The sequence below is a fragment of the Pseudoalteromonas sp. McH1-7 genome, from assembly GCF_013366255.1.
Lineage (GTDB): Bacteria > Pseudomonadota > Gammaproteobacteria > Enterobacterales > Alteromonadaceae > Pseudoalteromonas > Pseudoalteromonas peptidolytica.
Genome location: NZ_JABWPQ010000015.1, coordinates 93,498 through 112,162, shown reverse-complemented (window position 1 = coordinate 112,162; position 18,665 = coordinate 93,498). Strand labels below are relative to the sequence as shown.

The 18,665-nt window shown below is 42.7% G+C and carries 16 protein-coding genes; 7 read left to right on the top strand and 9 right to left on the bottom strand.

Going from position 1 to position 18,665, the window contains the following annotated elements; all coding sequences use genetic code 11:
* The first annotated feature begins 310 nt into the window (after window positions 1–310).
* From HUZ36_RS12260 to HUZ36_RS12250, 3 genes are all read left to right on the top strand, one after another.
* Window positions 311–892, top strand: coding sequence for a carbohydrate binding domain-containing protein (locus HUZ36_RS12260; RefSeq protein ID WP_147391057.1), 582 nt, complete (start codon window positions 311–313; stop codon window positions 890–892).
* A 247-nt stretch (window positions 893–1,139) separates the two neighbouring features.
* Window positions 1,140–3,458, top strand: a complete 2,319-nt coding sequence (locus HUZ36_RS12255; RefSeq protein ID WP_176032996.1) for a TonB-dependent receptor — start codon at window positions 1,140–1,142, stop codon at window positions 3,456–3,458.
* A 236-nt stretch (window positions 3,459–3,694) separates the two neighbouring features.
* A complete protein-coding gene (locus tag HUZ36_RS12250; protein ID WP_128732669.1) occupies window positions 3,695–3,943 on the top strand; it encodes a hypothetical protein in 249 nt (82 codons plus the stop codon).
* Window positions 3,944–4,073: 130 nt separating this feature from the next.
* On the opposite strand, the gene HUZ36_RS12245 is transcribed toward HUZ36_RS12250, so the two are convergent.
* From HUZ36_RS12245 to HUZ36_RS12220, 6 genes are all read right to left on the bottom strand, one after another.
* A complete protein-coding gene (locus HUZ36_RS12245; protein WP_147391055.1) occupies window positions 4,074–5,459 on the bottom strand; it encodes a hypothetical protein in 1,386 nt (461 codons plus the stop codon).
* Between the two features lie 753 nt (window positions 5,460–6,212).
* Window positions 6,213–6,443: a hypothetical protein gene (locus HUZ36_RS12240; protein WP_125250387.1), complete on the bottom strand. Its 231-nt coding sequence runs from the start codon at window positions 6,441–6,443 to the stop codon at window positions 6,213–6,215.
* Between the two features lie 128 nt (window positions 6,444–6,571).
* Window positions 6,572–7,654 (bottom strand): MBL fold metallo-hydrolase, encoded by a 1,083-nt coding sequence (locus HUZ36_RS12235; RefSeq protein WP_176032995.1) that lies wholly within the window; start codon window positions 7,652–7,654, stop codon window positions 6,572–6,574.
* A gap of 337 nt (window positions 7,655–7,991) precedes the next feature.
* Entirely contained in the window at window positions 7,992–8,699 is a 708-nt protein-coding gene (locus HUZ36_RS12230; RefSeq protein WP_176032994.1) for a response regulator, read from the bottom strand.
* A gap of 12 nt (window positions 8,700–8,711) precedes the next feature.
* Entirely contained in the window at window positions 8,712–10,175 is a 1,464-nt protein-coding gene (locus HUZ36_RS12225) for an ATP-binding protein (protein WP_176032993.1), read from the bottom strand.
* Between the two features lie 20 nt (window positions 10,176–10,195).
* Entirely contained in the window at window positions 10,196–11,686 is a 1,491-nt protein-coding gene (locus tag HUZ36_RS12220; RefSeq protein ID WP_176033015.1) for a cytochrome c peroxidase, read from the bottom strand.
* 357 nt (window positions 11,687–12,043) lie between these two features.
* Here HUZ36_RS12220 and HUZ36_RS12215 point away from each other — a divergent pair, with 357 nt between their 5' ends.
* From HUZ36_RS12215 to HUZ36_RS12200, 4 genes are all read left to right on the top strand, one after another.
* On the top strand, window positions 12,044–13,144 hold the full coding sequence (locus HUZ36_RS12215; protein WP_176032992.1) for a TRAP transporter substrate-binding protein: 1,101 nt from the start codon (window positions 12,044–12,046) through the stop codon (window positions 13,142–13,144).
* Window positions 13,145–13,566: 422 nt separating this feature from the next.
* Window positions 13,567–14,205, top strand: a complete 639-nt coding sequence (acuR, locus tag HUZ36_RS12210; RefSeq protein ID WP_176032991.1) for an acrylate utilization transcriptional regulator AcuR — start codon at window positions 13,567–13,569, stop codon at window positions 14,203–14,205.
* 76 nt (window positions 14,206–14,281) lie between these two features.
* Entirely contained in the window at window positions 14,282–15,268 is a 987-nt protein-coding gene (acuI, locus tag HUZ36_RS12205; RefSeq protein ID WP_176032990.1) for an acrylyl-CoA reductase (NADPH), read from the top strand.
* A 103-nt stretch (window positions 15,269–15,371) separates the two neighbouring features.
* The gene (locus HUZ36_RS12200) at window positions 15,372–15,620 is read left to right on the top strand and encodes a DUF3297 family protein (RefSeq protein ID WP_010370670.1); all 249 of its coding nucleotides are present in this window, start codon (window positions 15,372–15,374) and stop codon (window positions 15,618–15,620) included.
* Between the two features lie 78 nt (window positions 15,621–15,698).
* On the opposite strand, the gene HUZ36_RS12195 is transcribed toward HUZ36_RS12200, so the two are convergent.
* The 3 genes from HUZ36_RS12195 to dbpA form a co-directional block, all read right to left on the bottom strand.
* On the bottom strand, window positions 15,699–15,869 hold the full coding sequence (locus tag HUZ36_RS12195) for a hypothetical protein (RefSeq protein ID WP_010370673.1): 171 nt from the start codon (window positions 15,867–15,869) through the stop codon (window positions 15,699–15,701).
* Window positions 15,870–16,239: 370 nt separating this feature from the next.
* Window positions 16,240–16,872: an SDR family oxidoreductase gene (locus tag HUZ36_RS12190; RefSeq protein WP_176032989.1), complete on the bottom strand. Its 633-nt coding sequence runs from the start codon at window positions 16,870–16,872 to the stop codon at window positions 16,240–16,242.
* Between the two features lie 381 nt (window positions 16,873–17,253).
* On the bottom strand, window positions 17,254–18,642 hold the full coding sequence (dbpA, locus tag HUZ36_RS12185; protein ID WP_125252236.1) for an ATP-dependent RNA helicase DbpA: 1,389 nt from the start codon (window positions 18,640–18,642) through the stop codon (window positions 17,254–17,256).
* Between the last annotated feature and the right edge of the window lie 23 nt (window positions 18,643–18,665).

The window sequence follows — 18,665 nt, the reverse complement described above, 5'->3', positions numbered from 1 at the left end:
TTCCTGTCTAACTGAGTGAGTTAGGAATATAGAAAATAAACAGCAGTAAAGATATTACAGTGAGTTACATAGCATTACACCTATGTTTGCCTGTTACAGCAGCTCTTGTTAATTAATTATCTTAATTTCTGCGTTGCTAATTTTATAGGTAGTTCGTGTATTTTAACGAGTGCTCGTGTTTGCTAGTCAGAAGCAATACTTGAAATCTTTTAATAGTCATCAAAATAGCAATCAGCCGTTGTTGTTATATCACTCATCAATAAATACACTGAGCAATATTGCTTAAGGAGGGGGCTAAAGGATGCTCAGTATGCGTTTATTTATATTAGTCGTGGCTATTTTACTTTCTGGATGTACTGTTGCTAGCCAAACTTTAACACCTAATCAGTGGCGATATGTAACGGATCCACATGGCAGCCAGGCTAAATATGATGAAGGGTTAGTACAAAATGGTGTGGTCTCGGTGCACTTTACTCGGGTTCCTCGTGTTGATAAAGCGAATAATTCTTGGGTGGAGTTGATATACGATCTACCCCAACAGTTAACCCCCGCATTTATTGTTACCCTTGCCTATAAAAGTGATAAAGCCGTCATTGTTAAACTCTCACAACAAGAGTATGGGAGGCTGGGCGATAAAAGCTACGCCCATTACCAAAGCGTATTGCCAGCCTCAAATTCTTGGCAGGTTGTTCGGCTTTCTCTAAGTGATTTTAAAAGGCCGAGTTGGACGCCTGAGTGGTCCAAAGATAAAGGGATTGTACTTGAGCATATTTCCGCGCTTTATTTTGTGCCTGATCTCAAGGACGCAACTGGTGGAGAGGCGACGCTTAGTGTTAATCGTCTAGAGATAGAGCAGTTGCGCTTGACGAATATCTCAGTGAAGCAAAACTGAGTTGTTAAGGGTTATAGCGAGCTTAATTTAAACCAGTGCTGCTGCGTTTAACGTAAAGCGCTTCTCTTTGAATTCTTTTTTATTGATTAGCTCGGTCTCATACTGTTTTTTAGTACAAAGATGAATGAGTATGATACAAGACAGCTTCCTGGTACGAACAAATTATCAAGCGTTTCAACTTTACTCCCACAGATGTGAAATTCTGACTAAACTTAAGTAACTCAGTCAATAGTGAGTTTGCATTGTTATGTCTAGCCACAACTATATCATGGGCACCAGCGTACTGTTCGCATCGCTCAATTGCACGGGATTATCGGCGAGTGAGGAGGACTTGTTTTCATTGTCACTCGACCAGCTTTTAGAGGTAAAAGTTGAGGCAAGAAAAGTTACTGAGAGTTTACAGCGCACGCCAATTTCAGTGTCGGTTTTATCACAGCAACAAATTCAACAGCGCAATATCACGGATTTATTGAGCGCGAGTTATTTCATTCCCAACGTTGATGTAACAACGACAGGAGAGAATTCAGGCTGCACCCATTGTGCAAATATTACCATACGAGGGGTGGGTCAGGTTGATCCGATACCTACAACGGATCCCAGTGTTGGTGTATATGTTGATGGTGTTTATCTTGCTCGCTCCGCAGGTACTATGTCGCGATTTTTAGATGTGGAACAAATTGAAATACTGCGGGGGCCTCAGGGGACACTTTTTGGTAAAAATACGATAGGTGGTGCTGTTAATATTCGTACCAGCCCTGTAGTGGATGAAACCATCTTTAAAACCTCACTAACGCTTGGAGAATTTGACCGTCGAGACCTAACCATGGTGGTTAATCAACCGCTCTCAGACCACATTGCGATAAGAGTGGCAATGGCAAAATATGACAAAGATGGCTTTGTTCGCCGTGTAAATGGTAGCCAAGAAGGAGGCGAAGATGATTTTAGTTTGTCAGCTAAGCTACATTATCAGGTAAGCGATGACTTAAGTTTTCGCTGGCAGTATAGCCGTCAAACACAGAGCCGGGGGAGTGCACCTTCTATACTTGCTGCCAAAAATGATGATGCGATTTTAATCCAGCTTTACAATATATTCGCAGAACTTGGTGGTGGGGTGGAGCCAATTGAGCCGCTACAAGTTTTTGATGATAAGTATCTCAGTGCCTCAGAGCAAAGTAACAGTAACAGCTTTAGGCACACAGGAATTTCGCTACAGGCTGATTATCGGCTAACTGATGCGATGTCACTCAAATCCATTACCGCTTACCGGTCGCTAGATGCCTTTTATAGCCGAGACTTCGACAACAACCCTGTTAATATTGGCGTCACTCAAGACTGGCAATGGCAAAACCAACGTAGTCAAGAGTTTAATCTAACTGCACAGTTTGACGATTATGATTGGTTACTTGGTGTCTATTATTTTGATGAAAATATCAGTTATCGTGCAGACTTTAACTTTTTTGACGGATTATTTCAGGCGCTTGAAGCTATCCCGACACCGATTGATGGCTCACCTTTATCTGCACCAACCGATATTGGCGGTGCGGGTAACCCATTAAATGCTGCATTTGATTTCCACAATCGCTTTTTAAATGAAATTGAAAATACTAGCTATGCCATATTTGGTCATATGAATTATCACTTTTCACCAACTTGGTCAGGCATTGTAGGTGCAAGGTATACCCGTGAAGATAAACGCCAAGAGGTGACAGGGTTAGCCTTAGAGGCGGACGTGCTGCTTTTATCTCGCACTAACCAGAGTGAAGCTGGAGCTGTGACACCAAGTTGGAAAGTGTTTTCCCCTATGCTTGGCCTTCAATATCAACCCAATGAGCATGCAATGTTTTATTTAACGGGATCAAGAGGGTTTAAGTCCGGTGGTTTTAATGGCTTACCCAGTTCAGCTGCGGCAATCCGACCTTTTGAACCAGAGCATTTAACCGCGTATGAATCGGGCCTGCGTTCGCAGTGGCTTGATAACCGTTTGCGGATTAATATTTCCGCTTTCTACTTGCAACATAAAGACATGCAGTTGAGGGGAGGGGAGTCGACTCAAGAAGGAGTCGAAATATTTATTGATAATGTAGGTAAGACCAAGACGAGAGGGGTTGAGTGGGAGTTCGAAGGGTTACTTGATGACGATGTTGGTGCCTCTATCTCAGGCGCTTTTACCCGCTCTGAATTTGTAGATGTGGGCAATGCCACTCAAGTTACACTCGATAGTACCCCCATCCGTACACCCAAGTGGTCATTAACGAGTAGTATTTGGAAAAATTGGTATCTAGGTGGGAATAAGCGACTACATACTCGATTGGATTGGAGCTACCGCAGTAAAATGTATACAGATGTCTTTAATTCTCCCTTTGCACAAACTGACCACTTAAGGTTGCTAAGTGCAAGAGTTCAATTGGACTTCAGTGAGCATCTAAGTATTAGTGTACATGCTAATAATCTAACCGACGAATATCACTTTATTGGCGCTAATGATTTTCGTGAAGTATTTGGTATTGCGGAGTATTGGCTAGCACCACCAAGAGAAGTAGGCGTGACCATGACGCTTAATTTTTAAGTGCTAAAGAACAGGCGTCATAAAAATAAGTTGTTTATTGTAAAGTGAGCGTTGGGTGTGCTTCTTAGTGTCATTACAGTGTTTGGCTTTGGAGTGACCGCCTGATCTGGGTAGCGTACTTCAGTTTGAGATAATAAATATCGACCCCCTGCTATCAGCCTGTTTTAATGATGGGTTTAATCCACGTATCATAACTGTTATCCTGCGCGGCAACTATGGTAGTTGAGATAGAGCAAATGATTAACGATAACGATGTCATAGAAACTTTAGAAGAGCTTGAAGCATTTTTATTGCTCATTGATAACGGTGGGTTGGGTCTTCAAAATGTTGCAGGGGTAGCATTGGCGACTAACAATAGTGATGGCAGGCCGTTTGTTGCTGTTCTTGATGATAATCACCAGCTGCTATTGGGTCGCTGGGTATCTCAAGCTGTGTATGAAAATGGTAAAGATTTGGTACGTTATGGGCCAAAAAAAGCCCATTAACTACTTCAAAGCAACTTCAAAGTGGGTTTTCAGTTTTGTTAGCCCACGATTTGCCGTCCATTAGGTGGCTCGCTAGTGTGCTATGGAAGCTATGATGCAAGCCACGTCCAGTAATGTGGTCTCTATGTGGTTATTGTTCATTCTCAATATACACTGAGTCACTCGCCATAAGTTCTATTGCGACTATTTCAGAGCGGTTCATTGTTAACTTATAACGCTCAAGCTGGATCCCTTTTGATGATTGAAAACGCATCACTAAGTTTATCTGATAGCGTCGCTCTACCGACTTCTTCGATACCTTTTTGCCATCTAGGTTATATAACTTACCAGCGCCTTTTTTTAAGTAGCGCGAGAAAGCGCTCATATTGAACGTAATACGCTGTTGTACCTCTTCATAACCTGGGAGGAACTTGTCAATTTGCACTTGGTTTTTGCAGCAAAAGTGCATGAGGTGTGCCGCTTGTTTATTTTGTTGACGACGTTTTTTTAGTAGCTTATCGACATCTTCAGGTAAATCTTTTTTACGGATATGTTCAAGCCAAATCGTTTGTGTACAAACGATTGCATCCGTAACGGAGTTTTTAAACTTATTGCGCCATTTAGGCCGACCACGTTGAATATAACGCCATGCCCATTGCGTTAAATCCTCTTTGAATGTTTCTCTAAGGCCATAGATCACCCCAAGTAACGCGATAAGCGCCACTGTAACTTCTTGGAAGTTAGAGCGAGCATTGAGTACGATAAACATCACAAATGCCATGATTATTCCTGTGACAACCCCTCGCACTAGGCGCTTTAGGTTGGTACTTAAGTCTATCGTTTGTTTATTAAAAACCACGCCATATTCGATTAGGCGCTCGAGTAACTTCATTTTGTTGGTAATGCGGTTTGGATCGCTTAGTGTAACTTGGGAGTTATAGCGTTGCTCCTCGCGATATTGGCTTTCACGTTGACAAAACTGCGTAATGACACTGCGCTCTTGACTAAAGTCGCTGGATTTTGGACCGGTTGACAGCAGTTTCAAAAAAGCCTGCTCTGTATGCCAGCTTAAGTAGTTATCGGCATTTTGATAATAAGGTTGTAGTTTATTGTCTGGTGGTGTGTAGCGCCTTAGTTTCTTCAGCAAACGCTCGGTTTCTACAACTAATAACTGTGCGGCTGGATAAAACTCATCGGCTTCTTTTAGCTTCAGTGTCTGCTTTACATCAGCATCTAATGCAATACGGATCTGATAGCAGAATAAATTTAAGTTGACTCGATAATCTGTTTTCTGACCTTTACTTTGACTGATAAAACGGCTTCGCACCAAGGGTAGATGAAGTTGTTCTGAGTAATAGGCGCTGTGGCTTTTGATGTTGGCATTAAAGTATTCGACTTCATTTAGGGTGCTGCTATTGATCCCCATATCAGTTGGGATCGAAAAATACAGGTCGAGTTGATTTGTCTCTTTGGGAAGAAGTTGATAATTAACTTTAAAAGATAGGCTTTCGTCTTGGCTTAGTTTAGCTCTACTCACTCGGGTATGATACCTCCTTGATTGGTATGTTTAGAGTATAACATACCTAACTCTAAACTTGCATGTTGATACTTGTAACGTGTTGTTTTTAAATTGGATTTAGCTTTTTGGTGGGGGGCTTTGATATTACGTCCAGCCAACGCACTGGCACCAATACTCTGTCGGCAAGGTGAACTTGCACGTCAATCGTTCATTGTTGGGAATAAATTCGTCTTGCCTACAGGAGGTAGGTACTTTAGTGAGAGCTGGATGTGGGGGCGGTGTTATCCCCAAAATTGTCTGGCTAGATAAGAATACAACTTAATTTATTCATTAAAAACAATTGGTTATATCATTCCTTATTCCAGCTTCAGGCTAAGTAAATTAACCTGAACTTGGCATAACAATTTGCTCTCTAGTTGCTGCTATCTCTTAATACAGCGCTAAATTTATCTGCTATGGACGCACAAATTTGCCTTATATTGAGAAATGGCTTGCAGTTAGAGTGGTATTACGCTTTGAAGTGTAGGTGTGTTATACCAATTTGACTTAATACTTGCTCAATTTGAAGGAGTAAATCTGACGCCAACAGCGTTAAAAATTTCTCATTTAGAACAACTAAATAGCAAAATTTTTGCCTTGCCTATATGGATGTAGGTACCTTAGCGATAGCAGGACGCGGTAGCGGAGTTATCGACAAGATTTTCTCGCCTCAAAATAGACCACTTAATTAAGCAAATTGGTATTAGCTGATTCACTAACTTCTTCAGCCCCTTAGTTGTCTGAAATATCAGTTATCTTTTGTGCTTTAGGTAAATCGTTCTTGATTGTAAGCGCCATCAAAAAAATTAAACCAAGTGGTGCGGCGACAGCCGAGAAAAAAGCAAGAACCGAGACTAAAATGGGGGTTTGGGTTTTTCGCTTCCCCAAATAGAACCCTAAACCTGCAAATACGATAGCGAGGATAAATACCGCTTGACCAAGTAAATTAGCGTCTATGTTCATTGATACTCTTTATCATTGATTGATGTGTTATATATTTAACTCTTTATTTATAAAGACGTTACGATAGCATGGCGGTGGCCATCATTATAGATTATTTTAATTTTTCGCCGCGCCGCCAAATTGACTTTTTACAAACTAAGTGAATCCCCTTCGTTTAATATGTATATGGGGGTGGCTGTTTTGAGTGTATCTTGCATTTTTAATAGGCGGAATAAGGCTGAATGTGATGTCCGGTCTCCCATTTTCCAACTGGCATTACCATAGCCCCATGGCACCATTACTTTGCAGCCTAGTTCCTGTGCGGCTACTAGAGCATCTTCTGGTGTCGTGTGTACTTTGCGATACCATTTAGGGTGTTCTTCACTATGATATGACGCAATCGGAAGTAAACAAATATCAATATCCCCGTATTTTTGCTGAATATCTCTGAAGTGTGGAGAGTATCCTGTATCACCGGCAAAAAATAATGTGTGGCCCTGATGCTCTAATACCCAGCCACCCCACAATGCTGCGCCATGATCTTCATACAGAAAAGGAACCCAAATGCGGCTGCTGAAGTGATTAGCGGGAACAAAATGTGCAGTGACATCACCGAGTTGTTTACTGGCATACCACGCCATTTCGGAAACTTTGTATCCATCATCAGGAAAATGCTCGGCAAATCCAAGTGGCGTTAAAAATTGTGCCTTAGTGCCAATGGTTTTTACATCATCTTTGTTGAAATGATCGTAATGTAGATGTGAATACATAACTGCATCAGTTTGTTGAAGCTCAGCTTTACTTAGCGCGGTTGGCAGGTTGCGGTTATATCCTTCTGAAAGGCGAAATGCCCAGTTTACAGGCCAATCAAATTGCGCCGTTACAGGGTCAAATAGGAATTGTTGTCCGTCTGGTGAATTAACCTTGAAACTGGCATGCCCAAGCCATTGAATTGTAAATCCAGTTGTCAGTGACAGTGATGGATTTTCGCCAACATAGGTGCAATCTTGCATTTGTGATTTACACGTAATGCGTGGTGTAGGAGGGTAGCACTGTGCTTCACAGGTAGCAGGATAAGCTTCAAACGAATTATATAGATTGCTGTACCTGTCTTCATAGCCCTCGATAGCACTATGTTTTATCACTGAAGATGGCGGTGTAATACGTTCCACAACATTGTTGTTACTGCATCCTGTTAAGGATAATAAGATGACGAAAGTCAGCTTTTTCATTGGTTTTCCTTATTATTTTTGCTTTTGAGTTTACCAATAAAAGGGAGCGTGGTGTAGTCGCTAAAAATCAAAGGGGAGGAGTATAATGCCTATTAGACTTAATACTTGCTCAATTTGCAGGAATAAATCTGACGCTAACCGTGTTAAAGATTTCTTATTTAGAGCAACTAAATAGCAAAATTTTTGCCTTACCTATATGGATGTAGGTACCTTAGCGAGAGCAGGGCGCGGTAGCGGGGTTATCGACAAGATTCTCTCGCCTCAAAATAGACCACTTAATTAAGATAATTGGTATAAAAGCAAGCGCCAGCGATGCTATACGCAGGCGCTTGTGTTGTCAGCCTGTTTCCGTGCCACGTTCTTGGGCTTCAAATTTATACCCAGCCCCATAAATCGAGTGGATAAAGTCATACTTGGGGGCGATATTTTGCAGCTTTTTACGAATATTCTTGATGTGACTGTCGATGGTTCTGTCGCTAACGATATGGCTATCGTCGTAAATATGGTCCATCAACAAATTGCGACTGTAAATGCGACAGGGGTGGCCATACATGGCTTTTAATAACATAAACTCGACATGAGTAAGCGTTGCTTTGGACTCTTGAAAAGAGACAAACAAGCGTTCTTCGTCAAGTTTGAGTTTGCTTTCAGTTTCCGACATATCACCGCGTTGATTCAGCTCAACTCGTCGCAAAATTGCTTTTACTCGAGCGACGACTTCTTTTGGACTATACGGCTTACACACATAGTCGTCGGCACCCACCTCTAAGCCGAGCAAACGGTCGATTTCTTCAACCTTTGCAGTGATCATAATGATAGGTACCGTTGAATGTGCTCTGATCCGTTTGCAGATCTCAATGCCATCTACATTGGGTAACATCAAGTCAAGCAAAATTAATGCAGGTTGTTGCTCCTTAAAAGCCTCTTCTGCCAATGCCCCATCGTATACGAGGTGACTGGTATATTCAGCTTGTGCAAGATATTTACTTAATATATCAGCAAGCTTTGGTTCGTCTTCAACAATTAAAATATGTTTGTTTGGCACGGGAGGTATCCATTATTTTTTCAGGGTAATAATAATAGCTAGACCACCAAGTTCGCTCAAGTTTGCTGTGATTTCTCCGTTATGTGCAGCAACAATGCTCTGGCAAATCGCAAGCCCAAGACCAGAACCCCCTGTTTTCCTGCTTCTTGCCTCTTCCACACGATAGAGTCTATCAAATAGCTTATCTAACTGTTCACAAGGTACCGCAGGGGCGCTGTCTTGCCAGTAAATGACAGTTTTCCCTTGTTGTTGTTTGACCTCAACCTCTACGATGCCAGGGCATTGCTCTGAGGAGTCGGTATAGCGCAGCGTATTTTGTAATAAATTATCAAATAGTTGACTGAATCGTTGGGCATCACATTCAATCTCAATATTATCATCACACTGTAGCGAATAGGTGAGGTGATGTTTGTCAATTTGATGACTAGCTTTGCTAAAAGTATGTTGCAATAGGTCATGGAGATTTTCTCTATCCATGTTGTAAGTAAGTGCACCACGGTCAGACATTGATAGTTGATGTAAATCATCAACTAAACGAGTGAGCCGTTGAATTTCCTCATTGAGTGAGATAAGTTGTTCAGGATCACTGGTGATAACACCATCAATCATACCTTCAAGCTCTGCCCGAAGCACAGCAATGGGCGTGCGCAGCTCGTGAGAAATATCAGCTATCCACTGCTGTCTTGCTACTTGGTTTTGTGCCAAGGTGTCCGCGAGACGATTCATATCTCGGGCCAGTAATCCCAGCTCGTCATTACTGTTAATCTCGACTCGTGAGTCATAATTCCCCTGTGTAAGTGTTTTAGCATTACGGCGTAACAGAACGATGGGGCGCACCATATACTTACTAAACGGTATTGCAATGATCAGCGTGATCAGTAATGCAACAAGCGCGATGACAACAAACTGCTGTCGTTGTTGCTGAGCGAATAATTGATTGAACTCGTTACTAATCAGTGCACTTTGTTCGACGCCAAGATATGCAACCACATGGTCATGATTTGGCGCTGATAAATGCTCTCCTTGATAAACAGGAAACCAGAATGATGAATGTATGCTCTGAGCCTTACCCATGATGATATTGCCTTGCGGGTCTTTGAGTAACAGGCGTTTTTTGTTACCCATACGCGGTGGTCGGTCTTTCCGTCTAGGTCGCTCAGTTGCAGTCGCTCGGTGGCGTGGTGGAGGTCTAAAGCGTGCTTTAGGAGGAGCGTCATCTGGCAGATCATAAAATTGGTGAACAATATCATTCCATGACTCTGAACCGCGATACACCCAGTTTAGCGAACCATAACGCTCATAGTTTTCGGCAACTTGATTGACTACCTCTTGAAGTTGCACGCGAGTCGTATTTCTTAGATAACTGGTGAAGCTTTTCTCAAATGCTAATTTATTGGCGATATAAATAGCCAGCACTAACGCAGTGTTGGCTATTAAAATGATTAGCAAAAGTTTGACGCGGATGGTCATTTTCATAGTTGTTACTACTGCGCCTATTAGTGGTGCGCGCGTAAGCGCAGGTTATCAGGATCGGGTGTGTTACGGTTTGGTACCCATCTTTTTACACATTTTAGATCCTTGGCACACTTGTCTGTGAGTGTATGTAAAAATGCAACGAGATCTTGTTTTTGCTGTGGTGCTAAGTTTGCAGCAACAAAAGGGGACTGTCTTAATAACGTCAAAGCCGCTTCACTATTTTCTCTAGCTTGGAGGTTTAGTGTGTCACATTGAGCAGATAAGGCAAACTGCTTTAAGCCACAAGCGCCACCCTGTTGGAAAAACCGTTCAATGGTTTGCTCAGGGTTTGAATAATGATCCACCACTTGCTCTAGCGTCTCATAGGCACCAGCGTGGCCATAAGGAGCCGTTAATGCGATATTGATAAGGCTCGGTACTCTGAATGCAAACAGATTACGGGGTGTGGAGTCAATCGCTGCTCGGCCAATATCGGCACGATTTTCTTGCGTGCCAATTCCATACTGTGGAAAGGCTAGATTAAAGAAGCCATTATTAGTGAACTGTTCGCCACTGTGACAAGCGACACACCCTGCACCGCCTTCGTTGACAGGTGTGAAAAATAGCTTCGCCCCCCGTTTTTGTTGCTCGTTTAATGCTGAGCGATCGCCTCGGGCATAACGGTGCCAACTGGTGTTGACCATCACAAAGGATGCTTGGTATTGTCCCAAAGCAAAGGCAATACTATCAAAGGTTATTAAGCTCTGCGCGTCGGCTTGAGAGTTAAATGCTTTTCTAAACGCGTGCAGCCAGTCATTAGTAGCGAGGCTACCTGCTTCTTCGCCATAATCACCGATCCGTTGTGCTATATGCGCTCTGACTTGTTCATTCGTTGTGGCGTTTTCAAACGCTTCGCCACGCATTTCTTCTCTTGAGGTCACAGGAAAGCGAGATAGCGTTGCTACAAGGGAGTCTGCGGCGTTAGGGTCTGGTTGATTAAAGCCTGAATCCGGTGTGCTGATAAAGCTGCTTTCGTTACCGGCTTCATCAGTTATGGTGATCCGTTGCAGACGACCATCCCAAAATAGCGCGCTGTTTGCCAACCCAGAGTTAAAAATAGTGGGAGAATTGCGTGGAATATTAATTTCATCGTTCACCGCTTGACGTCCCGGACCTACCACGTCAACATCTAGTGCGTTAGTGCCAATTGGCAGAGAAAGTCCGTCGGCACCACCAAGCCTCGGGTCATGACAGCTTGCACACGCCACGGACTTTTCACCTCCGAGCGCTTTGGTAAAAAACAACTGCATGCCAAGTTGCGCAATCGGTTCTGATATTTTAGGTAGTTCCTCAGTACCGAGTACCTTACCCGTTATCCCATGATTAGCAATAAGTGCAGACAATTCAATATCCAATGTTGATAAAGGTGCTTGCTTTGGTGGCGGTGGTAAGCGTTTGTGTTGCGCTAACACAGGTAAACAAGTGAGTGCTGTGAGTAGCACGGCTGTACCGAAGATGTTGACTTTATTCATCATTATTCCCAACCCTATTGTGTTTTGAGCTTTTAAGGTGGCAGGCAAAAGTGCAGAGAATGTGAAAAATGAAATTTTTACAGATAAGAAATCCTAACTTTATATCTTAGTGATTGACTCAAGCTGTTAACTTTCTGACTGTTAAATACTTATTATTTCTAAGTCGCTGTGTAACTTGATTTAAAAAGATAGATTATTAGACGCTCAATTATTTCGAGGGGTAAATTAGTGATAAAAGCTAACGTCAATGTCTGTGAGTGAGTCTTTGGCTTAAACTGGAGTAATGCGCCCGCAAAGTTGCAATAGCATGTGTCTCAGCTATCTTTTAGACAGTAGTCCTATGTTATAGTTTTGCCAGTGCCTGCCAATAGACGTCAATTCTTACAAGCTTCATTTGCAGTAGGTGCAAGCCTGCTCTTATCGGAGCGCGCAAAAGCGTCCTCTGAGTCGGATTTGGAAGAAAAAGTTAAACGTCAGCGTGCTCTTTACACCTTGCGCCTCGCTTCTCCTTATCCCATCTATCAATCCGAATTTATTCCACACATGCACGTTGAGTTTAAATCTCTCGTTGAACGTTTCACTAATGGCAAAGTGTATGTAGATATCCATCATAATGGTGTATTAGGCTCTGGACGAGAATTAATGGCTGCGGTGACAAGAGGCCAAGTAGAGGCGATACTGATTTCAGTCTCTAACTTGTCTAGAGCCGCACCCGCATTAGATATTCTCAATATTCCATTTTGGGCAAGCGCCAATCAAGCCTTTCTTAATTTGATTTGCTCGCCACAATGGCAATCCATGGTGATTGATCCAATTAATCAACAAGGGAAGCTGACTGTACTGATACATCACATTGTGGGAGCAAGAACCTTAACCAGTACCAAGCATTTTAACCGGTTAATTAATTTGCCTGAAAAGCTTGAAGGGGTTGTGCTCAGAGTGCCTGCATCAAAAGTATTACACCACTTTTATAATATGACGCCTGCTAATGTTGTAGATGTACCATGGGCCAAGGTAGCTAAAATGGCGCGAACTGATCATATTGACGTGATGGATCCCAGTGTGATTGGGCTTTTTGCCGGTCCAGATAAACTAAGGCATCAAATAGGTCATGTATCTCTGATTGAGAGTGTGCCAGATGCGTGGGTAACAGTTGCGAATCAAAAGTGGCTCAATAATTTACCTAATAAGATTAAACTGGAAATCCAAGAAGCGGGGTTACAAACGTTTCGTACACATGTGGCGCAATTTGAACAACGCCAGCAGCGCTGCAAACGAGCATTGATGGCACTTGGTGCTAAGATTTACCATCTTAATGAGGATGAAAAGCAGGACTGGCAGCAACGATTTGGTCACCATAATGCTCAGTGGAATGATATAAAACGAGAGCTCTTGGGTAGTACTCAGGCATTCCAGCAGCTTGTTGATGCAACAAAACAGCGCTCCAGTGATAACTAATTAAGCTGAGCTGCGTATAATTAATGCCTTTCTAGCAGCCAGTTTTAGCGCTAACTGCATTGAATTCACTTCCAATGGCCAGCTATCGGTGAGTAAATTCGCCTTGCCTACAGGATGTAGGTACCTTAGCGAGAGCAGGACGCGAAGCGGTGTTTTCCCTAAAACTTTCTGGCTAGGCAAGGAAAAAACTAAGTTGTGCTTTAGCAATAATGAGTTGGAATATTCCTTATCCAAACCTCAGGTTAATTATTTGTGACTCAGTCGCCAATCTCGGCGTTAAAACTGATTCGTTGTACTAAAAATTAGCAGTGGGTGTAGCGCGCTGTTGTACACGAAAACATCACCGTTTGGTAAAAATTCTAATTGAATTTACATAACAATGGCTATTTACATAATTAGACGATCGGTCTAATATTCAATTTATGAATGAAAGTAGTATAAAGCGGCGTCGTGGCCGACCAAAAAAAGAGCAAACTGGTTTTAGTGAAACTAAGGCGGCATTGATCCGAACAGGTATGGAAATTCTCACCGAAAAAGGTTTTGCTGCTACTGGGATTGATGCCATTTTGCGAACGGTAAATGTACCAAAAGGGTCTTTTTATCATTACTTTGCGAGCAAAGAAGCATATGGTTTAGTACTGATTGAACATTACTCATCGTTTCTAAGTGCAAAGCTCACTAAAGCTTTATCCGCTGAGGGTCTTGAGCCGTTAGCCAGACTTGCACTATTTATGGAGCAAGCTGAGCGGTCGATGGCGAAGTATAATTACACACGAGGCTGTTTAGTTGGCAATTTAAGTCAAGAAATTGCTCAGCTACCAGAATCTTTTAGAGACAAACTAGGTGACGTTCTGAATGAGTGGCAAATCTTGGTCGCTCAATGCTTTGAGCACGCCAAGCAGCTTGGTCAGATTTCAACTGAGCACCACTGTGATGAACTGGCCTACATGTTTTGGAATGGTTGGGAAGGCGCAGTTATGAGAGCCAAGCTTGAACAAAGTGGTGTACCACTTCAGCGCTTTTCAACGTTTTTTATTCGCTCGATTCAAATGCCGGATTAACCAAGCTACATCTGAGCAGGGTATGCCCCGCTTTTTTGTAATTTAATAGACGATTGGTCTAATTAATGGAGACGATATGTATAAAGCAATAGTCATTGATAAACAAGGTGGTAATTACGTCGCAACACTTAATGAGGTAACTGGATCAGAACTCATGCCTGGAGACGTTGATATAGACGTGTTGTACTCAACGCTAAACTACAAAGATGCGTTAGCTATTACTGGCAAGTCTCCCGTAGTTAGGCACTTTCCTATGGTTCCTGGTATCGATTTTGTGGGGAAAGTGTCTACTTCGTCGCATCCCGATTATCAGCCTGGACAACTTGTGATCCTTAATGGTTGGGGAGTAGGTGAAAAGCACTGGGGAGGTCTGGCACAAAAAGCGCGAGTGAACGGTGACTGGTTGGTTCCTTTGCCGACTCAATTTGAGGCAAAAGATGCGATGGCTATCGGCACCGCAGGGTATACCGCAATGTTATGTGTGATGGCGCTTGAACGCCATGGTGTGACACCTGAACGAGGGGAGGTACTTGTGACTGGTGCAGCAGGGGGCGTAGGAAGTGTTGCCGTCGCTATTTTATCAAAGCTTGGCTACAGTGTTACGGCGCTAAGCGGGCGGGTAGAGCAAGAAGCTCAATTTCTTAGCCAGCTTGGTGCGCAAAATGTGATCCATCGCAGTGAGTTAGAAGGAGCTGGAAAGCCGCTTGCAAAAGAGCGTTGGGCTGGTGTGGTAGATGTAGTTGGTTCACACGTTTTAGCAAACGCCTGTGCTAGCACACAATATGGTGGTGTAGTTGCTGCTTGTGGGTTAGCTGGTGGTATGGATTTACCTGCCACAGTGGCGCCTTTTATTTTACGAGGGGTGACGTTGGCAGGTATTGACAGTGTGATGTGCCCCAAAGCGTTAAGAATTGAAGCATGGCAGCGATTAGCAAGCGAACTTGAATTAAATAAACTCAATATGATTGCCCATGAAATTACGTTGAATGAGGTGATTGCCGCAGCAGCGGACTTGCTTGATGGCAAAGTAAGAGGGCGCGTTATTGTTGATGTTAACGCTTGATGTTTGGTTAAGCAGAGTTTTGTCAAAATTTAGGTCGACCGCTATTGAGCAGGTCGATACGATTACCTACAATACAGCATGCTTAAATAATTGAAGAAACAAAATGACAGATTCAACTGAAAAACCAGCATTACCAGATAGGCTTTCTATCAACCCTCGTAGTCCACATTACGCAAAAGAAGTACTAGAACACCACATTGGCATTCGTTTTAATGGTAAAGAGCGCACTGATGTTGAAGAATACTGCATCAGTGAAGGCTGGATTAAGGTAGCATCACCAAAGGCATTAGACCGTCGTGGTCAGCCTTTGCTACTGAAGTCAAAAGGGACTGTTGAAGCTTACTATTGCTAAGCTTAACAAATATTGAAGATACAAAAATGCCGGACGTTGTCCGGCATTTTTTTAAGTCAAATTGGTATTACCACACAATCAATGTGCTGAAGTTAACCAGCTCAGAAACTGACGTGCTTCGCCGCCATTGGCGAATTGTGTGATCTTACGGCCTGTGCCGTCAGCAAAGATCACTTTAGATTTGTTCACCGAAATTGAGCGAATTGGTTGCTCAACACGGATCTCTGTTCCGTTATATGTATATGACATAATAAAACTCACTTTTATAATGCACAGCAAATTAGCTGATGCTTTTAATAGTAGATGAGCTTCATTACAGTTTAGCGAACAGGATATACTGTACTCACAACGACCCGATATGGGTATGACAGTCTGTACCAACATGCTGTTGGATTTTATTTCGCCTGACTATATTAAGCTCTGTTTGTATGTTTTATGCGGACTTACTGGATCAGGGCAAGGAGGCATTACTTGAGGTTTGCTTTATCTAGAGTGGAATTAATAAAGCAAGTCTCGAATGGTACAGAATAGTTCTTATAAAAGCAAGCTTTTATATCGGTACAGCAAGAAGTGTTTTCGACATATATCCCGAGGCGTTAAGCCCCGAGATATAACCCACTTATTGGCATAGTGCTTGTTTGAGAGGTTGTTCACCATTAAATAGCTCAAACGTTAGATTCTGAGGATGCAAAGTGGCAAGGTAAGCTAGTGCGTCAGCGACATTCTCTCGATTTATTACAGCGTCTTCTCTATTTGCAGTGCGTGAAGTGGAGAATCCACCAGTTGCGGGCTCATTAAGTAATGTACCAGGTCGAACGATGGTGTAGTTTACGATACTTCTTTGTAGGTATTGGTCGGCCATGTGTTTGGCTACCAAGTACGGTTTGATTTCACTTTCAATGTTATCAGGATCGTCGGCACCAATAGAGCTAACCATAATAAAATGTTTAACGTTTGCTTTCACAGCATAATCAATAGCTTTAATGGCGGCCCATAAATCAATCGGTAGGGTTTTGTCCGCACCCGTTTCCCCACCAGAGCCTGCGCTAAATATTACCTGCTCGACGTTGTCAAAAGCAGCGCTAAAATCGTTCTCAAGATCTTGCTCAGTGATAGTGAGTTGCTCAGATTCAATATCTGCTAACTTGTCTTTATTACGCACTAACGCCACAACGTCGTGGCCTTGTTCCAGCATTTTCTTTGTCGTCATTTTTCCAATTTGACCACTGGCACCAATGATTAAGGTCTTCATAGATAAACTCCTTTAAAGTGTTTGCCTAACTAATACCAATTGAATTAATTATCTAATCAATTTGAAGGGTGAAATAGCATATTAGCTTCGTTAAAAATTTCTCATTTAGAACAACTAAATAGCAAAATTTTTGCCTTGCCTATATGGATATAGGTACCTTAGCGGTAGCAGGACGCGAGAGCGGTGCTACTAAAGCTATTTCCCCGCTTCAAGATAGATCATTTACTTAATACAACTGGTATAAGACCTTGGGATCGTGGCGCAGATTTAAACCCCTGTAGTGTGAAATAAGTTATAAATAGGCGAGAAATTGCTGAGTTAATCTAAAAATTGCGGTGGTCAGGGAAAAATTGACCACCGTAGGAAAAGCAAAGCTATCTGTTATTTTGTTACTTTGCGTGCTCTAAAGTTACGGCCTTTCATTTTCCCTTCTGAGATTGTTTTAAGCGCCACATTGGCAACACTGCGCTCAACTGCAACGTACGATGACATCGCAGTGACTTTGATTTTGCCGATTTGATCACCTTTTAACGCTTGATTTGAGGTCAGTGCTCCTAAGATATCACCCGGTCTTAATTTTGCCTTCTTACCGCCGTCGATTTGAATGGTTACCATCGGTGCTCGGTTAATTTTGTTATTTAATACTTGATCGCTTGGCAAGGTATTGGGTTCAATGGTTTTGCCTAAATAGTCTTCGAGGGCGTTTACTTTATGTGATTCCTTATAGCTCATCAAAGAGCACGCCACCCCTTTATTGCCTGCACGTCCAGTTCTGCCAACGCGGTGAACATGTACTTCTGGGTCATGGGCGATATGGTAGTTGATCACCATATCGACGTGATCGACGTCGATACCTCGTGCGGCGACATCCGTTGCTAATAAAATGGTGACGCTCTTATTCGCAAAGCGAACCAGTGTGCGGTCACGGTCTTTTTGCTCTAAATCACCGTGAAGTGCTGCTGCATCAAAACCTAAACTATATAGGCTGTCGCATACGTTCTGGCATTCTGCCTTGGTGTTGCAGAAGATAACCGCAGAATTAGGTTGAAATTGCATTAACAGTTTTTGGACTGCAGGCAGTCTTGCATCGTTATTGTCGACTTCATAAAAGTACTGTTCAATTGAGCTATCATCGTGGGTTGATTCAACCGTGATTTTAGCTGCATCTTTCATGACATGTTGCGCAAGCTGTTCTATTTTTGGCGGGTAAGTTGCGCTAAAAAGCAGGTTTTGTCGTGTTTTAGGGCAGTGGTCAATGATACATTGTAATGACTCTTCAAAACCCATTTCCAGCATACGGTCGGCTTCATCTAGTACAAAGGTATTGACTTCATCTAGCGACAAGCGACCTTTGCGCAAATGCTCTTCAATGCGTCCTGGCGTACCCACAATGATGTGCGCGCCGTGTTCAAGAGAACCAATTTGCGGACCCATAGGTGCGCCACCACACAGTGCCAATACTTTAATGTTATGGATTGCACGGGCAAGCTTGCGAATTTCAACAGCAACCTGATCGGCAAGCTCTCGAGTTGGGCATACGACCAAAGCCTGCACACGAAAACGTTTCACATTTAAATTATGTAATAGTCCCAAAGAGAAAGCGGCGGTTTTACCTGACCCCGTTTTACCTTGGCCAATAACATCTTTACCTGCCAAGATAAGCGGTAAGGTTTGTGCTTGAATGTCAGTCATGGTGTGATAACCCAACGAAGTGAGGTTATCAAGTAAGGCGCTGGAAAGTGGAGTGCTGGAAAAAAGTGGCTGAGTCAAAGTCGCTGTCTCTGTAGTTCTAA